This window comes from Rhizobium sp. OAE497 (assembly GCF_040546565.1).
Taxonomy (GTDB): domain Bacteria; phylum Pseudomonadota; class Alphaproteobacteria; order Rhizobiales; family Rhizobiaceae; genus Rhizobium.
This window is the reverse complement of the sequence record NZ_JBEPOA010000001.1, coordinates 2,828,008-2,845,498: the sequence shown is the minus strand read 5'-3', so window position 1 is coordinate 2,845,498 and position 17,491 is coordinate 2,828,008. Positions and strand designations below refer to the sequence as shown.

18 protein-coding genes are annotated in these 17,491 nt (G+C 62.9%); 6 read left to right on the top strand and 12 right to left on the bottom strand.

What is annotated here, in order from left to right; genetic code table 11:
* Positions 1–25: 25 nt before the first annotated feature.
* Complete coding sequence (locus ABIE40_RS14525; protein ID WP_199627623.1) at positions 26–1,279, bottom strand: Zn-dependent hydrolase; 1,254 nt, start codon at positions 1,277–1,279, stop codon at positions 26–28.
* Between the two features lie 282 nt (positions 1,280–1,561).
* Here ABIE40_RS14525 and ABIE40_RS14520 point away from each other — a divergent pair, with 282 nt between their 5' ends.
* The gene (locus ABIE40_RS14520) at positions 1,562–2,206 is read left to right on the top strand and encodes a TetR family transcriptional regulator C-terminal domain-containing protein (protein WP_199627622.1); all 645 of its coding nucleotides are present in this window, start codon (positions 1,562–1,564) and stop codon (positions 2,204–2,206) included.
* A gap of 4 nt (positions 2,207–2,210) precedes the next feature.
* Here the strand turns inward: ABIE40_RS14520 and ABIE40_RS14515 are convergent, their stop codons facing one another.
* The 3 genes from ABIE40_RS14515 to ABIE40_RS14505 all read right to left on the bottom strand — a co-directional run bounded on the left by ABIE40_RS14515 (position 2,211) and on the right by ABIE40_RS14505 (position 6,356).
* Positions 2,211–4,778, bottom strand: coding sequence for an HWE histidine kinase domain-containing protein (locus ABIE40_RS14515; protein WP_199627620.1), 2,568 nt, complete (start codon positions 4,776–4,778; stop codon positions 2,211–2,213).
* Positions 4,775–5,311, bottom strand: a complete 537-nt coding sequence (locus ABIE40_RS14510) for a biliverdin-producing heme oxygenase (RefSeq protein ID WP_199627612.1) — start codon at positions 5,309–5,311, stop codon at positions 4,775–4,777. Before ABIE40_RS14510 ends, ABIE40_RS14515 begins: the two co-directional genes overlap by 4 nt.
* A gap of 145 nt (positions 5,312–5,456) precedes the next feature.
* The gene (locus ABIE40_RS14505) at positions 5,457–6,356 is read right to left on the bottom strand and encodes a LysR family transcriptional regulator (RefSeq protein ID WP_199627610.1); all 900 of its coding nucleotides are present in this window, start codon (positions 6,354–6,356) and stop codon (positions 5,457–5,459) included.
* 107 nt (positions 6,357–6,463) lie between these two features.
* Between ABIE40_RS14505 and ABIE40_RS14500 the strand changes: the two genes are divergently transcribed.
* Together ABIE40_RS14500 and ABIE40_RS14495 are read left to right on the top strand one after the other, a co-directional pair.
* Entirely contained in the window at positions 6,464–7,477 is a 1,014-nt protein-coding gene (locus ABIE40_RS14500) for a zinc-dependent alcohol dehydrogenase family protein (protein ID WP_199627608.1), read from the top strand.
* A gap of 221 nt (positions 7,478–7,698) precedes the next feature.
* Positions 7,699–8,280, top strand: a complete 582-nt coding sequence (locus tag ABIE40_RS14495) for a hypothetical protein (protein WP_112711394.1) — start codon at positions 7,699–7,701, stop codon at positions 8,278–8,280.
* 105 nt (positions 8,281–8,385) lie between these two features.
* On the opposite strand, the gene ABIE40_RS14490 is transcribed toward ABIE40_RS14495, so the two are convergent.
* Positions 8,386–8,793: a rhodanese-like domain-containing protein gene (locus ABIE40_RS14490; protein ID WP_199627605.1), complete on the bottom strand. Its 408-nt coding sequence runs from the start codon at positions 8,791–8,793 to the stop codon at positions 8,386–8,388.
* Positions 8,794–8,864: 71 nt separating this feature from the next.
* Here ABIE40_RS14490 and ftrA point away from each other — a divergent pair, with 71 nt between their 5' ends.
* Positions 8,865–9,857, top strand: coding sequence for a transcriptional regulator FtrA (ftrA, locus tag ABIE40_RS14485; protein WP_199627603.1), 993 nt, complete (start codon positions 8,865–8,867; stop codon positions 9,855–9,857).
* A gap of 184 nt (positions 9,858–10,041) precedes the next feature.
* On the opposite strand, the gene ABIE40_RS14480 is transcribed toward ftrA, so the two are convergent.
* The 5 genes from ABIE40_RS14480 to ABIE40_RS14460 all read right to left on the bottom strand — a co-directional run bounded on the left by ABIE40_RS14480 (position 10,042) and on the right by ABIE40_RS14460 (position 15,451).
* Entirely contained in the window at positions 10,042–10,128 is an 87-nt protein-coding gene (locus tag ABIE40_RS14480) for an SEC-C metal-binding domain-containing protein (RefSeq protein ID WP_245441737.1), read from the bottom strand.
* Positions 10,129–10,359: 231 nt separating this feature from the next.
* The gene (gene preA, locus ABIE40_RS14475) at positions 10,360–11,673 is read right to left on the bottom strand and encodes an NAD-dependent dihydropyrimidine dehydrogenase subunit PreA (RefSeq protein WP_112711389.1); all 1,314 of its coding nucleotides are present in this window, start codon (positions 11,671–11,673) and stop codon (positions 10,360–10,362) included.
* A 15-nt stretch (positions 11,674–11,688) separates the two neighbouring features.
* Complete coding sequence (locus tag ABIE40_RS14470) at positions 11,689–13,050, bottom strand: NAD(P)-dependent oxidoreductase (RefSeq protein WP_199627600.1); 1,362 nt, start codon at positions 13,048–13,050, stop codon at positions 11,689–11,691.
* 416 nt (positions 13,051–13,466) lie between these two features.
* Entirely contained in the window at positions 13,467–14,471 is a 1,005-nt protein-coding gene (locus ABIE40_RS14465; protein WP_165402761.1) for a sensor histidine kinase, read from the bottom strand.
* Between the two features lie 185 nt (positions 14,472–14,656).
* Complete coding sequence (locus tag ABIE40_RS14460) at positions 14,657–15,451, bottom strand: response regulator (protein ID WP_130283921.1); 795 nt, start codon at positions 15,449–15,451, stop codon at positions 14,657–14,659.
* Between the two features lie 262 nt (positions 15,452–15,713).
* Between ABIE40_RS14460 and ABIE40_RS14455 the strand changes: the two genes are divergently transcribed.
* Together ABIE40_RS14455 and ABIE40_RS14450 are read left to right on the top strand one after the other, a co-directional pair.
* Complete coding sequence (locus ABIE40_RS14455) at positions 15,714–15,920, top strand: NepR family anti-sigma factor (RefSeq protein ID WP_112711386.1); 207 nt, start codon at positions 15,714–15,716, stop codon at positions 15,918–15,920.
* Between the two features lie 9 nt (positions 15,921–15,929).
* Entirely contained in the window at positions 15,930–16,484 is a 555-nt protein-coding gene (locus ABIE40_RS14450; protein ID WP_112711385.1) for an RNA polymerase sigma factor, read from the top strand.
* A gap of 245 nt (positions 16,485–16,729) precedes the next feature.
* On the opposite strand, the gene ABIE40_RS14445 is transcribed toward ABIE40_RS14450, so the two are convergent.
* The gene (locus ABIE40_RS14445; RefSeq protein WP_199627598.1) at positions 16,730–17,128 is read right to left on the bottom strand and encodes a hypothetical protein; all 399 of its coding nucleotides are present in this window, start codon (positions 17,126–17,128) and stop codon (positions 16,730–16,732) included.
* An 8-nt stretch (positions 17,129–17,136) separates the two neighbouring features.
* Positions 17,137–17,487, bottom strand: a complete 351-nt coding sequence (locus ABIE40_RS14440) for an ElaB/YgaM/YqjD family protein (protein ID WP_112711383.1) — start codon at positions 17,485–17,487, stop codon at positions 17,137–17,139.
* Between the last annotated feature and the right edge of the window lie 4 nt (positions 17,488–17,491).

Sequence of the window (17,491 nt, the reverse complement as noted above, 5' to 3'; positions counted from 1 at the left end):
ATATGAAAATATAAGGGAGCATTCGTCATCCGGCAATCTCCGCCGTCTCCACCACCGCGTGGAACAGCACGTCCGCGCCCGCGGTTGCCCATTCCTTGGAAATCTCTTCGGCCTCGTTGTGGCTGAGGCCGCCGACGCAGGGGCACATGACCATGGTAGAGGGCGCCACCTTGGCGGCCCAGCAGGCGTCGTGGCCGGCGCCGGAAATGATGTTCATGTGGGAGTAGCCGAGCTTTTCGGCGGCGTCGCGGACGCGGCCGACGAGGACCGGGTCGAAGGTGACGGGATCGAAATGGCCGACCGCCTCGACGGAGCAGCCGACGCCGAGCGCTTCGCAGATCTTGGCCGCTTCGGCCTCGATCTTGGCGCGCATGCGGTCGAGCTTTTCCTGGGAGGGCGTGCGGATGTCGACGGTGAAGACGACCTTGCCGGGCAGGACGTTGCGGGAGTTCGGCGAGAAGAACACCTGGCCAACACCGCCGACGGCGCCGGGCTGTTCGCTCATGGCGACGCCCTGGACCATTTCCAGGATGCGCGACATGGCGAGACCGGCATTGACGCGCATGTTCATCGGCGTCGAGCCGGTATGGGCTTCGCGGCCGGTAAGGGTGAATTCCAGCCACCACAGGCCCTGACAGTGCGTCACGACGCCGATCTGCTTATTCTCGGCTTCGAGGATCGGGCCCTGCTCGATGTGATATTCGAAATAGGCGTGCATCTTGCGGGCGCCAACTTCCTCGTCGCCGAGCCAGCCGATGCGCTTCAGCTCGTCGCCGTAGGTCTTGCCCTCGGGGTCCTTGCGGCCATAGGCATAGTCCATGCTGTGAACGCCGGCGAAGACGCCGGACGCCAGCATGGCGGGCGCAAAGCGCGCGCCTTCCTCATTGGCCCAGTTGGTGACGACGATCGGGTGCTTGGTCTTGATGCCGAGGTCGTTCATCGTGCGCACGACCTCGAGGGCAGCGAGCACGCCGAGCACGCCGTCATACTTGCCGCCGGTCGGCTGGGTGTCGAGATGCGAGCCGACATAGACCGGCAGGGCATCGGGATCGGTGCCGGGGCGGGTCGCGAACATCGTGCCCATCTTGTCGACGCCCATGGTCATGCCCGCGGCATCGCACCATGCCTTGAAGAGGCTGCGGCCCTCGCCATCGGCGTCGGTCAGCGTCTGGCGGTTGTTGCCGCCCGCAATGCCGGGGCCGATCTTCGCCATGTCCATGAGACTGTCCCACAGACGGTCCCCGTTGACGCGCATGTTTTCGCCTGGTGCTGCCACCATATCTGAAAGTCCTCGCCTGTTTTCATCAGTCATGCCATCAGCATGTCCGGTCTGTTCCCTTGGTCAATTCCCGGCGCGATTATTTGTTTTCTTTGCGCTGGAAAATCCGCCGTTGCCTTTATTTTGCATCTGACGGATAATTTGACCGATTGGTAAACATTACAGCTTCCGTCGCTGGGCTCAAGACGTAAAACAGCAAAAATGCAGACAAAATTGCGGGCGGGGAACTGCTTCCGAAAACTTGATTGAAGCAGTTGAATTTGTGAGGGAAACGACAGCCATATGGCCATTCCGAGAGCAGCCAGGACGCAGCGCCGGACGCGCATCCAGGAAGAGAAGGAAGAGCAGATTCTCGAAGCGGCGCTCGACGTGTTTTCGGTCAGCGGCTTCCGTGGTTCCACGATCGACCAGATCGCTGCGGCTGCCGGGATGTCGAAGCCCAATCTCCTCTATTATTTCCGTACCAAGGAAGCGATGCACCGGGCGCTGATCGACCGGGTGCTCTATACTTGGCTGGAGCCGTTGCGCGCCTTCAATGCCGAGGGCAATCCAGAATCGGAAATCCGCAGCTATATTCGCCGCAAGCTCGAGATGGCGCGCGATTTTCCGCGCGAGAGCAGGCTCTTCGCCAATGAGGTGCTGCAGGGCGCGCCGCATATCGAGGACGAGCTGAAGGGGCCGCTGAAGAGCCTTGTCGACGAGAAGGCCGAGGTGATCCGCACCTGGGCCAAAGCCGGCAAGATCGCCAAATGCGATCCCTACCACCTGATCTTCTCGATCTGGTCGACGACGCAGCATTATGCCGACTTCGACGTGCAGGTCAGGGCCGTTCTCGGCCAGGAGAATTCCGGCACGGGACGTTTCGAGGATGCCGCACGCTTTCTCGAACAGCTCTTCATCGGCGGACTGATGGTGCAGCCCGCCTGAGGCGTCAGGCTTTCTTCAACGGCATCATCTTGTCGAGGGCGGCTGCGACGCTTTCGATCGTATAGGGCTTCTGCAGGATATTGGCGCCGTTGAAGTTTCGAGTCACGGCCTCGCCGTAACCCGTTGCAAAGACGAGTGGCGTGCCCGCTTTCACCAGCTTTTCCGCGACCGGGAAACTGGTTTCTTCCCCAAGATTGACGTCGAGAACCGCCAGGTCGAAATGCCTGGTGGCGACGATATCGAGCGCCTGGGCAACGCTTGGCGCCAGCGCCACGTCCTTTGCCCCGAGCTGCAGGAAGATGTCCTCGCCGTCCATGGCGATGATCAGGTTGTCCTCGACGAGCAGGATGCTGCAGCCCTGCAGCGGCTTTTCGGAGATTGCCGTTGCCGCGCGGGCGACCGGCTCCTCGCGGGTCTCCGGCAGGATCGAAACCGGCCCCTGGGCGAAGGTCACGTATTTCGCCGGAATGGTGAAATCGGCTTCCAGGCCCGACGGCGCGTAGCGGACTTCCGCCTTACCGCCGAGATCGTAGGGGATCGAGTGGCGGATGATGGTCGTGCCGAAGCCCTGGCGTTTCGGCGCCTTGACGGCGGGGCCGTCGGCCTCGCGCCACTCGATCAGCAGATTGCCCTTGGCATCCTTCTTCCAGGAGACGGCAACCGTGCCGCTATCGCAGAGGCTGCCATATTTGGCGCTGTTGGTGACCAGTTCGTGGAAGACGAGGGCGGCGGTCGAGAAGGCCTGCGGCCCGAGCAGAACCTCGTCGCCGCGCATGATGACGCGGGCGGCATTCTTGCCGAGATAGGCGGCGGCTTCCGCCTGCAGCAGCGAGCGCAGCGAGGCCGGTGCCCAGTGATCCCTGGTGATCTGGTCATGAGCGCGCGACAGCGCCTGGACGCGGCCTTCCAGCTGGCCGACGAACTCGCCGATATCGCCGTCACCGGTGCGCGACTGGCGGATCAGGCCGCTGATCAGGCTGAGGATGTTGCGGACGCGGTGGTTGAGCTCGGCGATCAGGATTTCCTGGCGCTCGTTTGCCTGCTGGCGCACGGCGCTCGCCTCGTCGGCCAAACGCAGGATCACCTCGATCAGCGTCACGCGGATCGTATCGGCCACGCGTTTTTCGGCCGCCGTGAACGGCTGCGAGCGGCCGCGAACGAGCTCCGACCAGCTCTCGAAGCTCTTGCGCGGTGTCAGCCGTGGGCCGTTCGGGCCATATTCGACCGGCTTGTGCGGATCGCCGGCCCAGCGGACGGTGCGGACAATCTCCTGGCGGAACAGGATGACGTAATCGCGCGGCGAGCGCGAGATCGGGATCGCCATCAGCCCGGCGACGGTGCCGTCGATGCCGGAATCCGGGAAGAATTCCTCGAGATGATCGGTGGTGAAGACACGGCCGGAGGAGGTGCGGTTCAGAACCCTGACCAGCCCTGCAAACTGCTCCTGCGAGGGCGCAAGGCCCGTCAGCGCCGAGCGGCCGTTGATCCACACACCGATGCCATCGGCAGGGATGGCGTCGGAGAGCGCATCGATCAGCCAGGTCGGATCGTCGAGCAGGCTGGCATTGTCGGCAACCGAAGTCAGCAACCGGTCGGCGATGCGCCGGGCCTTGGTCTCGAATTCCAGCGCCAGGCGCCGCTCGCGGCTTTCGAGACGCGAGGCGAACATCTGGCCGAACAGCTCCGATGTCGAGCGGCGCTCGAAGGAGGGCAGGCGGGCGGAATAATGGTGGCAGGCAAAGAGGCCCCAGAGCTTGCCGTCGACGATGATCGAGATCGACAGCGAGGCGCCGACGCCCATGTTCTTGAGATACTCGATATGGATCGGCGACACCGAGCGCAGGATCGACATCGAAAGATCGAGCGCGCGGCCGTGCTCGTCGACTTCAGGCTGGATGCCGACAGGCGTCGAGTTCACATCGGCGATGATGCGGAAGAGATTGCGGACATAAAGCGCACGGGCCTGAACCGGAATATCCGAGGCCGGGTAATGCAGGCCAAGGAAGGAGCCGATGCCGGGCCGCGCGGCTTCCGCCACGACTTCGCCGGAACCCTTCTCGTCAAAGCGATAGACCATGACGCGGTCGAAGCCGGTGAGCGCCCGGGCCTGGCGGGCGCCTTCGCGGAAGAAGGCCTCCATCGTCTCGGCCTGGTCGAGACGGGCCATCATGCTGCGGATCGACAATGTCGTGCCGCCCTGGCTGCCGTCCTGCGAGGGCTCGGCCTCGATCACCACCTGGCCGTCGCTGATATGCAGCGCCACGTCGAAGAGCGGGCCGCTTTCGGAAAACTGGATGCCGAACAGGCGCTCGACGATATCCGGTCCGCGAATGACGGCGAGGCGGTTGCGCAGCGTGTGCAGCGTCTGCGACATGATCACCTCGGACAGCGGGTGACCCAGCACATCCCTGTGGCTGACGCCGAGGAGCTGCTCGAGATTTTCGGAGGCGCGGGAAATCAGCCAGTCGGGCGAGGAGACGAGCAGGAAACCGAACGGCTGGATGGCGCCGAGGCGGTGGATCGGTTCTCTGTCGCAATTGGTGAGGTCGACGCGGTCGAAGGTTTCGCTCACGAGGCGGCCATCTCCAGTTCCATCGCGGCTGCCTTGTGGAACAGGGCGAAGATGGCGCGGGCGGCTTCGACGGCCGTTGCCTCATCGGCGCCTGACGCATCCAGCATATCCATGAAGGCCTTCATGCCGCCCTTCGGGCCGAAGGGGCTGAGATAGGCGGCGGGCAGGCCATCGCCGACGGCTTTGGCCAGCATGGCGCCGCCGAGCTTGGAGCCTTCGAGCACATAGACGGCGCCGAGAAGGCTCGCGTCATCCGGCATATCGGGTGCCGCGAGCGAGGGGGGCAGCGGTGCGTTCATGGCGGCGAGATCGTCCACCAGCAGATCGCGGCGGCGGCGCTCATGCCAGTCAGGGATCAGCCGCTCGATGCCGGAGTTCTCAAGGGCGATTTCGACGGCGGGAACGGCGCGCACATGGGCCGACAGGAAAGCCCGGTAGTCGGCTTCGCGCCCAAGATCGAACCGGCCAAAGAGAGCATCGACGTCAGCGTGGCAATCGCTGGTGCCCGCGCGCAGCGCGTTTCGAAGTGACATGATGACTGCTGTTCCGTTCGATCATAATCCGGCATGCCGCATTATTGCAGCCCGGCTTTCAAGCGATATACGGCAGGCTTTCATGATTTCCAGTGAATAGGATAAAAAATTCAGGGACTTCGGTGGCTTGGTAAATTTCGCGGTTTCACTCCATGAGCCGCGGCAGGCGCTCGACGAGCGTGTCGATCGCCAGGCGCACCTTTGGCAGCATCACCGGCGAGCGCGGCCAGACGGCATGGGACTGGAAGACGACCGGGCGGACATCGGTGAGGACGCGGACGAGGCGGCCGGCTGCCACATGCTCGCGCACCATCCAGCAGGGCAGCCAGACGAGGCCGGCGCCTTCGACGGCGAGATCGCAGATGGTGGCGAGATCATCCATGCGGAGCCGCGACTGCGGCTGCACCCGCCGCCAGGGATCGTCATCGGTCGGGAAGACCCAGGTGCGGTGGCTGTCCTGCTTGCCGTAGATGATGCCGGTGTGGCGGGCGAGGTCATCCAGCGTTTCCGGCGTGCCGTGTTTTTCGAGATAGGAAGGGGAGGCGCAGACCGTCAGCCGCTGGTGGGCGATCAGCCGCGCCATCATGTTTTCGTCGTCTTTCAGCGGTCCGTTGCGGATCGCCAGATCGTAGCCGTCGTCGAGCAGATCGACGATGCGGTCGTTGAAGGAGAGGTCGAGCTCCAGCTCCGGATGTTCGTCGAGCAGCGAGACGAGGATCGGGGCGATGCATTGGCGTCCGAAGATCACCGGCATGGAGACGCGCAGCTTGCCGCGCACCGTGCGTTTGCCGGCCTCGAGCAGGGCCTCACCGATCCGGATTTCCTCCAGCGCCTTCAGGCAGCGTTCGTAGAAGAACTGGCCCTCGTCGGTCAGGCTTTGTGCCCGGGTGGTGCGGTGAAAGAGGCGCACGCCGAGGCGCTCCTCCAGCCGGGCGATGGTCTTGCCGACTGCCGAGCGCGTCAGGTTGAGCCCGCTTGCCGCGGCCGAGAAGCCGCCGGCTTCCACGACTTCGACGAAGACGGAGATACCGCCGAGCTTCTCCATGATTGTATCCTTTATGGAACCGATCTTGGGAATTTATATCGCAACTGCGGCACTGAATTCAACGATAGCATGACCTCCATTCGCTTGACAGCAAAGGAGTAGATGCGATGACCAAGGCAAGACAGTGGACGGTCGATGGGATCGGCCCGAAGAACCTGAAGATATCGGAGGCGCGGACGGAGGACCCTGGGCACAATCAGGTTCTGGTGCGCACTGAGGCTGTATCGCTGAACTATCGCGACAAGCTGGTGCTGGAAACCGGCATGGGCCTGCCGCTGCAGTTTCCCTTCGTTCCGGCCTCCGACATGGCCGGTATCGTCGAGGCGGTCGGCCCCGGTGTGACGCGCTTCAAGCCGGGCGACCGGGTGATCTCGACCTTCTCTCCCGGCTGGATCGACGGCAAGAACCTTGGCGATGCGCGCAATCCGCCCTACCGCACGCTCGGCGGCATCTATCCCGGCGTGCTCTCGGATTATCTCACCTTCTCCGAGGACTGGTTCGCCAAGGCGCCAGATACGCTCGACGCTGCCGAAGCCAGCACCTTGCCCTGCGCCGGTCTGACGGCCTGGTTCGCGCTGGTCGAGCGCGGCAAGCTGAAGGCCGGGCAGAAGGTGCTGATCCAGGGCACGGGCGGTGTGGCGCTGTTCGGCGTGCAGATCGCAAAGGCGCATGGCGCCGAGGTGTTCGTCACCTCGGGCAGCACGGACAAGCTGGAGCGCGCCCGCGCCATCGGCGCCGATCACGGCCTCGGCCGGGAAAACTGGGTGGAGACGCTCTATGGCCTGACCGGCGACTACGGCGCCGACCAGATTCTCGAAATCGCCGGCGGGGCGAATTTCGGCGAGGCGCTGAAGGCCGTGGCGGTCGGCGGGCATATCCATGTCATCGGCGTGCTCGAAGGCTTCGAGATCTCCGGGCCGGTTGCGCCGCTGCTTTTGAAGTCGCCGACCGTACAAGGCATCAGCGTCGGCCACCGCCGGGCGCTGGAGGATCTGGTGCGGGCGGTCGATATGTCGGGCATCAAGCCGGTGATCGACAAGGCCTATGCCTTCGAGGACCTGCCGGAAGCGCTGGCGCATCTCGACCGCGGCCCCTTCGGCAAGATCGTCATCACCTTCTGAAAAACAGGCTCCCGCGGATCAGCGGGAGCCTTTCATCAACTCGCAGGCTTGCTACTCCTGCAGGCAAGCGACCATGATGTTACAATCACACATAAATGTTCTATCAATAAATCGCGTCTATCCAGAACGTGTATCAATTGATTTTTATCACGGCATGATTGCCCGATCAGCTTACGCCACTGCCGCCATGAACGGTGGAACAGTGTGCTTGGGGGTCACTAATGACATCAATTTCTTCCAGTCCTAATTCCGCTCTTCTCATTCTTCAGGCCCAGTCGTCGGCCGCAACAGACAAGACCACGGCTGCCGCTCCGGACCTGGTGGCGACAGCCAATGGCCAGCCTTCGAAGCAGACGGTCGGCGTCAGCACCCAGCCGACGCAGGCAGAATCGAAGATTTCCGACGCCCTGTTCAGCGTCAACAATCGCTCCATCACGCAGATGAAGCTCGATCTGATCGAGCGCACTGGCGAGGAACTCGGCGTCAAGAAGGACGACTACGCCTCGACCGACGATTTCGTCGCGGCGATGAAGAAGGTCGTCACCAACATCAAGGCGCATAAGGGCTGGGAACAGGTTGTCGCCAAGATCGAAAAGGATCTCGGCCTCGACAAGCTAGGCGTCTCCCTGGAAGACGTGATCAACAGCGCGCGCGATCCCGAACAGGACGACAAGGTCACCGAAGCGCTGAAGAAGCAGGCCGGCATGGTCGACGAGAAGGAAGAAGATGCCGACAAGGCCGTGCTCTTGAAGCAGGACGAAGACGGCACCTACGCGCCCACCGACGCTGCCCCGCAGAACTGACGCTGTCGGCTCAACATCTGCATAGCATTAGGCCCGTGGGTAGTCCCGCGGGCCTTTCTCATTCGTCCTTGCCGTCCCGCATGCAGATGCGGGAGCGGCCCGCCATCATGCCGCCGCGGCTTCGCTCTCGAAGCTGAAGCCTTCGTCGGCCCAGCCGGTCATCCCGCCGATCATCACCTTCACCTGCTTGCCGAGGCGGGCGAGGCGAAGGGCTGCCTTGTCGGTGCCGTTGCAATGCGGCCCGGCGCAATAGACGACGAAGAGCGTGTCTTCGGGCCATTCGGCCATGCGATGGGCGGTCATCTTGCCGTGCGGCAGGTTGATGGCGCCGGGGATGTGGGAGGCCGCGAACATCGCGGGCGAGCGGACGTCGAGCAGCACGAAATCGGCCTTGCCCGCGGCAAGCGATGCGTTGACGTCCCAGCAATCGGTCTCGAAGGCGAGCTTGCGGGCGTAATAGGCGGCGGTGGCTTCCGGGGCGGCGGCCGGGGTTTCGCTGACGAAGCTTGGCATGGACGGCGGTTCCTTTCGTTCGGGTTGCGGCCCGTTATCGCCGATGCTATGGCTTGGCGAAATTGGCCAGAATGACGATGAGCGTAAAGATCATGCCAAATCCTGCCGGACCGGAAGTGGCGGTGCTTGCCTATGATGGTCTCTGCACCTTCGAATTCGGCATCGCCTACGAAGTCTTCGGCCTGTCGCGCCCCGAGATGGGCGCGGGATGGTACCGCTATTCGGTCTGCGGCATCGAGCCCGGGCCGCTGCGCGCTGCAGGCGGGCTGACGGTTGCGGCCGATCACGGGCTCGAGGTGCTGGAGAAGGCTGACCTGATCGTCGTGCCCGGCTGGCGGTCGATCGATGCGCCGGTGCCCGACGATCTCACCGCTGCCCTTCGCGCCGCCCATCGCCGCGGCGCCCGCATCATGTCGCTCTGTTCCGGCGTTGCGGTGCTGGCGGCATCAGGTCTGCTTGCCGGGCGCCGGGCGACGACGCATTGGCGCTATGTCGCGGCAATCGCGGCGCGCTACCCCGACATCGCCTTCGACGCCGGCGTTCTCTACATGGACGAGGGCAGCATCCTCACGGCGGCGGGCAGTGCCGCTGGTATCGATCTCTGTCTGCATGTGGTGCGCGGCGATTTCGGCGCTGACGCCGCCAACAGCGTGGCGCGGCGCCTCGTCCTACCGCCGCATCGCGAGGGCGGGCAGGCACAGTTCATCCACGCACCAGTGCCCCAGGCGCGCGAAGGCATCCGCTTGGGGCCGCTGATCGAATGGATGCGCGAGCGCCTCGACGAGGACCAGCCGGTCGGCTTCCTTGCCGTCAAGGCGGGGATGAGCCAGCGCACCTTCCAGAGGCGTTTCGAGAAGACGACCGGCCTCAGCGTCGGCGAATGGCTGCTGAAGGAGCGGCTGCGCCATGCGCGGGAACTGCTGGAAAAGCAGGGCGCGGCGTCGCTGGATGACATCGCTGCGGCGAGCGGATTCGGCACGGTCGCGACGATGCGGCACCATTTCCGCAAACGGCTGGGGACGAGCCCGGGGGCGTATCGGAAGACGTTTGCGGGAGTGGCTTAGAACCGAGTGCGGGATGCGCGGGGCTCTTCATGCGAATGCCAAGTGCTTCCGTCATGTGCCTCTCCTAATGATAGTCCGATCCGTCCCGCGTAGAGCGTTGCTTAACGCGAGACGGCTTGGAAGTGCGAAATAAGTTCGCCACGTCACTCCCGCTCCCTAAAAGTAGTGGTCGCGGTGGATGCCGTCATAGTGGCCAGATTGCAGGCAACAGTTCTTGAAACCGCCTCCGCGAACCACAGGGGCAGGGGTCGTTGCGGCCGAGCTTCTCGATCAGTTCGATATCGCCGTGGATGAACTGACGCCCAGTTTTGACGCAGGTTTCGGAGGGGTAGGATTTACGTCGCTTGGACGTGACCTCAAAAGCTGAGGCCGGTGAGGTGTTTGCGAGCCATGGCTGCCTCCTCTTGGTGGGACGCTGCGGTAGTGCAGCGGCACATCCTTAGCACCGATATGCCGGTAGGCAAAGCCGCGGCGCAAATTCCGCCGCGGCTTTGCGAATCTCTTACTCCGCGGCCTGTCTCGCCATCGGGTTGTTCGGATGGGTCGTCCAGTTGGCGTAGGTGCTTTCGACGACCTTGCCGGTGCGTTCGTCCAGCGCGCCTGCCGGCAGGCCTTCCATGGTGATGCAGTTCTCGACCGGGCAGACGTTGACGCAGAGATTGCAGCCGACGCACTCGTCTTCCATGACTTCGAAGTGGCGGACGCCGTCGACGAAGTTGGTGATCGCCTGGTGCGAGGTGTCCTCGCAGGCGATGTGACAGCGGCCGCACTTGATGCAGGCGTCCTGGTCGATCTTGGCCTTGGCGATGTAGTTCAGGTTCAGGTACTGCCAGTCGGAGACATTCGGGACGGCGCGGCCGGTGATGTCGTCGAGGGTGCGGTGGCCCTTTTCGTCCATCCAGGCCGCGAGGCCGGAGATCATCTCGTCGACGATCTTGAAGCCGTAGGTCATCGCCGCGGTGCAGACCTGCACGTTGCCGGCGCCGAGCACCAGAAACTCGGCCGCATCGCGCCATGTCGTGACGCCGCCGATGCCGGAGATCGGCAGGCCAGACGTCTCAGGGTCGCGGGCGATCTCGGCCACCATGTTCAGCGCGATCGGCTTGACGGCCGGGCCGCAATAGCCGCCGTGGCTGCCGCGCCCGTCGATCGACGGTTCCGGTGAGAAGGTGTCGAGGTTGACCGAGGTGATCGAGTTGATCGTGTTGATCAGCGACACGGCGTCCGTGCCGCCTTGCTTGGCGGCGCGGGCAGGGCGGCGGATGTCGGTGATATTCGGCGTCAGCTTGGTGATGACGGGCATGCGCGTGTACTGCTTGCACCAGCGCACGACCATCTCGATATATTCGGGCACCTGGCCGACCGCAGCACCCATGCCGCGCTCGGACATGCCGTGCGGACAGCCGAAGTTCAGTTCGATGCCGTCGGCGCCGGTTTCCTCGACCAGCGGCAGGATCGCCTTCCAGCTCTCCTCCTCGCAGGGCACCATGATCGAGGCGATCAGCGCGCGGTCCGGCCAGTTCATCTTCACCTGCTTCATTTCCCGCAGGTTGGTCTGCAGGTCGCGGTCGGTGATCAGCTCGATGTTGTTCAAACCGAGCAGGCGGCGGTCGGCGCCCCAGATCGCGCCGTAGCGCGGGCCGTTGACGTTGACGACGGGCGGGCCTTCCTCGCCGAGCGTCTTCCAGACCACGCCGCCCCAGCCCGCCTTGAAGGCGCGCTCGACGTTGTAGGCCTTGTCGGTCGGCGGCGCGGAGGCGAGCCAGAACGGGTTCGGGGATTTGATGCCGACGAAATTATTGCGGAGATCAGCCATTGTTCATGCTCCCCTTCAGGCGACGGCAACGGCCGGCTGCAAACCTGCAGCAAGCACGCGGTTGATGGATTCGGCGGCGTCGCGGCCTTGCGCGACGGCCGAAACGGTGAGGTCGTCACCGCCGAGCACGCAGTCTCCGCCCGCCCAGACGCCCTCGATCGAGGTGCGGCCTTCGGCATCGATGGCGATGCGGCCGGCTTCGGTGCGCAGTGCGCCGAGGCCTGAGGCCTCGAAGGTCTGGCCGATCGCCTTGAAGATCTGATCGGCGGCGATCACGCCGGTCTCGCCCGTCGTGACAAGCCGTCCTTCGGCGAGCGCGGTATATTCGACCTCGATGCCGGCGACCGCACCATTCTTGGCGACGATCGATTTCGGCGCCAGCCAGTGGCGGATGATGACGCCCTTGGAAGCCGCGAGATCCTGTTCGAACTCGGAGGCGTTCATATGTTCCTTGCCGCGGCGGTAGCAGATCGTCACCTCCTCGGCGCCGAGCAGCTTGGCCTGCACGGCAGCGTCGATCGCGGTCATGCCGCCGCCGAGAACGACGACGCGGCGGCCGATCGCGACCGTGCCCTTGTCGTCGGACTGGCGCAGCTTGGCGATGAAATCAACGGCGTCCTCGACGCCTGGCAGGCTTTCGCCATCGACCTTCAGGGCGTTGACACCAGCAAGACCGATGCCGAGGAAGACGGCGTCATATTGCGCCTGCAGGTCCGACAGCGAGAAATCGCGGCCGAGCAGCTGGCCGTTCTTCACCTCGATGCCGCCGATCGACAGGACGTAATCGACTTCCTTCTGGGCGAAGTCATCGACCGACTTGTAGGTGGCGATGCCGTATTCGTTGAGGCCGCCGGATTTCGGCTTGGCGTCGTAGATGACGACGTCATGGCCCTTGACCGCCAGGCGGTGGGCGGCGGCGAGCCCGGCAGGACCGGCGCCGATGACGGCGATCTTCTTACCTGAGGAAGCGGCGCGGCTATAGAACTGCTTGCCTGCGTTCATCGCGGCATCGGTCGCGTAGCGCTGCAGGCGGCCGATCTCCACCGGCTTTTCCTCTGCCGTGTTGCGCACGCAAGCCTGTTCGCAGAGCTCTTCGGTGGGACAGACGCGGGCGCACATGCCGCCCAGAATATTCTGGTCGAAGATCGTCTTGGCCGAGCCGATCGGATTGCCGGTCGAGATCTGGCGGATGAACAGCGGAATGTCGATGGAGGTGGGACAGGCCGTCATGCACGGCGCGTCGTAACAGAAATAACAGCGGTCGGAAGCGACCAGCGCCTCATGTTTGTCGAGGCGCGGATGCAGATCGGAAAAGTTGTCGTCATACTCGGCGGGCGAAAGCCGGCCAGCATGAATCCCAGTTTCCAGTCGTTCCATTGAAGTTCCCTCATTATTGGTAAACGGCTAGTGAGGGAAAGCGTAACTCAGGTCTAAAAATTTATCAAACGGTAAAATTTTGAGTGCTTATGGAGGTTATGCCGCTGATTTTACATCCTTATTCTCATCGGGATTTTGGCTGCGGCATCAGGGGTTTCGCGGGGGTTTCACCGCCGCGACAAAAAAGATTCACAAAAGTCCACTTTTTTTCCGGACGGGTGGAACCAAAGGTTAACGCGCCCGTTATTGGGGTATCCTGATGATGATCGCATCGACCCAACATGCGCGCCCCCAACCCATCATCCGGATCTACTCACGGTCCCCTCCCGGTGAGTGAAAACAGCCAGTGCGCCGCCCTCGCACTGGCTGTTTTATTTTGTCCATACCAGTGCCGTATTGGGGACTAGAGCGCCCGGTCAGGCGCGCTTCAGGATTTCGAATTCGGTCTCGGGGATCAGCAGCGCATATTCGATGCGGCCGGGTGTCAGCTTGAGCACTGCCTTGCCGTTCATCGATGAGGGCACGACGCGCTCGAGCACGGTCTTGCCGAAGCTGTTTTCGCTGAATTCGTGAACTTCCGTCCTGTTCGGCAGGGCCTCCGCCCAGGTCACTTCGATCGCCTTCCTGCCGTTTAGCTCGGCTTCGCGGCAGTTGAGCGTGATCGAGGCCGCACCGCCGGCAATGGCGCCGAAGGAGGCGGAGTTGACGATCAGCTCGTGCAGCGCCAGCCCGAGATGGACTGCCGCGTTGGGTGTCATATGGGCGTTGATGCCGAAGATCGGCATGGTGCCGGCGGTCTCCGGCCAGTAGGGGGCGAACTGCTTTTCGGCGAGCTCGAAGAGATAGGCGCCGCGCCAGCTGGAATCGGTGATCAGGTCCTGCGAATTGGAGAGCGACTGCAGGCGGCCGCGGAATTTCACCAGGAAACCATCGAGCGACAGCGTGTTGCGCGCCGTCTGCGTGGCGATACCCTGGATGATGGCGAGCAGGTTTTTCGAGCGGTGCGAGAGCTCGCGCAGCAGCGACTTCAGCACCTTTTCGCGGTGACGGGTCTCGGTGACCTCGGAGAGGACCGAGAGAATGCCGTAAGTGCCGCCTTCGGCGACGCGCTGGACCTTGAGCTCGTAGCTGCGCATCTCGCCGTCGACATTGACCTCGACTTCGGCCGTCGTCGGCGCGCCGCCTTCGAGAACCTTAAGCTTCAGGGCGTGGAGATATTCGCCGTAAGCCAGGCCGAAGAGGTCGGCATCCGTTGCGCCGGGTCTGAAGAGATGCTGGAAATGAGCTGGCAGGTTCTCGGCGTAAGCGATTGCGAGCTGGGAGTCCTGAAAGAGAATCGAAATTCCGGCACTGCGAAGCGCCCGTTCCATCATCACGGCTTTGCCATCCATATGGGAGGCATTGCCGATTAATGGTTTCATCGTAGTCACCAAGCCGCCTTTCCTTATCCGTCTGGTGCAGCTGGAAAGAGGTTGCCAATTCAGCCGGTCCGTCCGCCGGTCAGTTTATGACCAAGCGTTGCAGAAACAGTTAAAGCTCCCGAAGCGCGCCAGTCAGGCTGGAACGCTTCGGCTTTTGCTTTGTTCCGTTATCCGGAAAACCCTTTTCAGGCGGCAACCTTGGTCGATTCATTGAAGAACAGCGCCTGGCTGATCAATGCCTTGACCATGTCGGGATTGAAGGGCTTCGTAACAAGGAACGTCGGTTCCGGACGTTCGCCGGTCAGCAGACGTTCGGGGAAGGCGGTGATGAAGATCACCGGTACGCTTGAGGTCTTCAGAATGTCGTTGACCGCATCGATGCCCGAGCTGCCATCGGCAAGCTGGATGTCGGCAAGAACCATGCTCGGCTTGGTCTTGTTGTAGAGCGCGACGGCTTCCGTGTGGGTGCGGGCGATGCCGGTGACCTTGTGGCCAAGGCTTTCGACCATCTGCTCGATATCCATGGCGATCAGCGGTTCATCTTCGATGATCATGATGTCGGTCGCGACCTGGCGGGAGATTTCCTGCGAAGCGGTGTCGAGCAGGCTCATGACTTCCTTTTCCTCGACGTCGAGGATCAGGGCGATCTCGCCGACGCGGAAGTTCTCGACCGATGCGAGGATGAAGGCCTGGCGTGCCGCCGGCGAAACCTTGGCGAGGTTCACTGTCGCGCGCTGTTCCCATGCATAAGGCGAGGCCGGCTCGGGAATCTGGACTGCGGTGGAACCAAAAAGTTCGGTGAACAGTTTGTAGAGTGCGACGCGGTCGTTAGCGGTATCCGGGAAAATGGATATGTCGGCGATGATCGCTTCAAGCACTGCGGCAACATATGCATCGCCAGATGTCTGAGTGCCGGTGAGAGCGCGGGAATAGCGACGCAGATAAGGAAGGTGCGGCGCAATTCGAGTTGAAAGTGTCATTAATAACTCCCGTCTATAGGCCGGTAACTGGCTCTAATGGGTCAGAAACGTGAGACTATTAAAAAAGTTCCGGACAGTGCGGAACTTTTTTCAGGCGCCCGCATTATCCTGCCGACGAATAAGGGCATGCCGGTTTGAAGAATGTCATCTGCAGCGTTGCGGCATCAACTGTCCCCGGGACGGTCGGTGCTTTCCGTGTCTGCACCAAGACCTCGGGCGGCCCCTCACAACAGAGAGACAACAGACGAGAAGTGACGAGTTAATGACAACACAGCAGAACGAAGAGAGAGATCAACAACGGCTGGATGTGCGGGCGGGCGACATACTCGATCCCAACAACCAGATCGGCGTCAAATTGCGGTCGCTTTACGCTGCCGTCCAGGACGAAGCGATCCCGGACCGTTTTCTCGATCTGCTCGAAAAGCTCGACCAGGCCGAGATGATGGCTTCGGCCAAGATGGCGGAATAAGGTGAGCCTATGGAACAAGCGCAACCAAGCTTCAAGCGCGAACTCCTGGCAGCTCTGCCGAGCCTTCGCGCATTCGCAATCTCGCTGATCGGCCGCCACGACCGCGCGGACGATCTCGTGCAAGACACCATCATGAAGGCATGGGCCAAGCAGGACCATTTCGAGATGGGCACCAACATGAAGGCCTGGCTCTTCACCATCCTGCGCAACGAGCTTTACAGCCAGATGCGCAAGAGCGGCCGCGAGATCCAGGACAGCGATGGCCTGTTCACGGAATCCATGGCGATGCACCCGTCGCAATACGGCGCGCTCGACCTGCAGGATTTCAAGAAAGCGCTCGAGCAGCTGCCGCCGGACCAGCGTGAAGCGATCATTCTGGTCGGTGCTTCGGGCTTCTCCTATGAAGAGGCCGCCGAAATCTGCGAATGCGCCGTCGGCACGATCAAGAGCCGCGTCAACCGCGCCCGCCAGCGCCTGCAGGAACTGCTGCAGATCTCCGGCGAGGCCGACTTTGGACCCGACGCGACGTCTGCCCCGCTGACATCGAAGGCCTTCGCCTTCTAACCAAGGAATACTTGGGAGGAAAAAGCCGGCTGCCCCTCGTGGGCGCCGGCTTTTTTGTTGTCGGTGGGGGTGGGGTGGCAATGGATGGATTTGCGGGTGTGGCCCCCTCATCCGGCTGCCGCCACCTTCTCCCCGCGGGGGAGAAGGGGAGTGCCGCGACGTCTCCGATCCCCTTCTCCCCCGCGGGGAGAAGGTGACCCGCTAGGGCGGGATGAGGGGGGCTCCGGGCCTGACGGTCAGCTATATTAGTCCCGCTTGGAGCCAACCAGGGTGGAGGCAACCAGTGCAGCCAGTACGCCCGCGGTCAACAGCGGCTGCGAGCGAAGAAGGCCGATGCCGGCCGCTGCTGCGGATTCAAGCGCCAGGCGGCGCTCTTCAACGCGGCGCTTCTCCTGCGCATTGAGGATCGCCATGACCACGAGGGCGATGACGGCAATGAGCACGGCGCAGGCGGCGAGGAAGAGGGCGGCGCCGACCGGGCCGTAGATGCCCGCAAGCCAGATCGCACCCGCGGTCACCGCCAGCGCATAGGCTGTCAGCAGGAAAAGCGCGGCGATCGCAATGAAAATACCGTTGCGCTTGGTCCGCGCAACGGTACGGTGAACGCTGTTTCCCACCAGCATGCTGAGGATCGGGAAGAGCATCGAGCCTCCTAGCGGCGGGCGAGGAGGGCGAGCACGAGGCCGAAGGCGGCGGCCGCGCCGATCGTGGCGACCGGATGCTTGCGCACGGTGTCGCGGACTTCGCTGGCTCCGCGCAGATAACCATCCTGCAGGTCACGCAGCAGATCTTCGCTGCGGCCGACCAGCTCGTCGTAACCGGCGGAGGCCTGATAGCGGATCTTGTCGGACTGGCGGCGGGAATTCTTGGCGGCGATCTTGGTCAGCGCCTCGATCTCGTCGCGCAGATGCTCGATCTGGTCTTCGATCGTGCTCTCGATGCTGTGGAGCGTGCCGTTGCCCTTGCGGGAGCCGCGAACGGACTGGAGGATGGATGAAGCCATGATT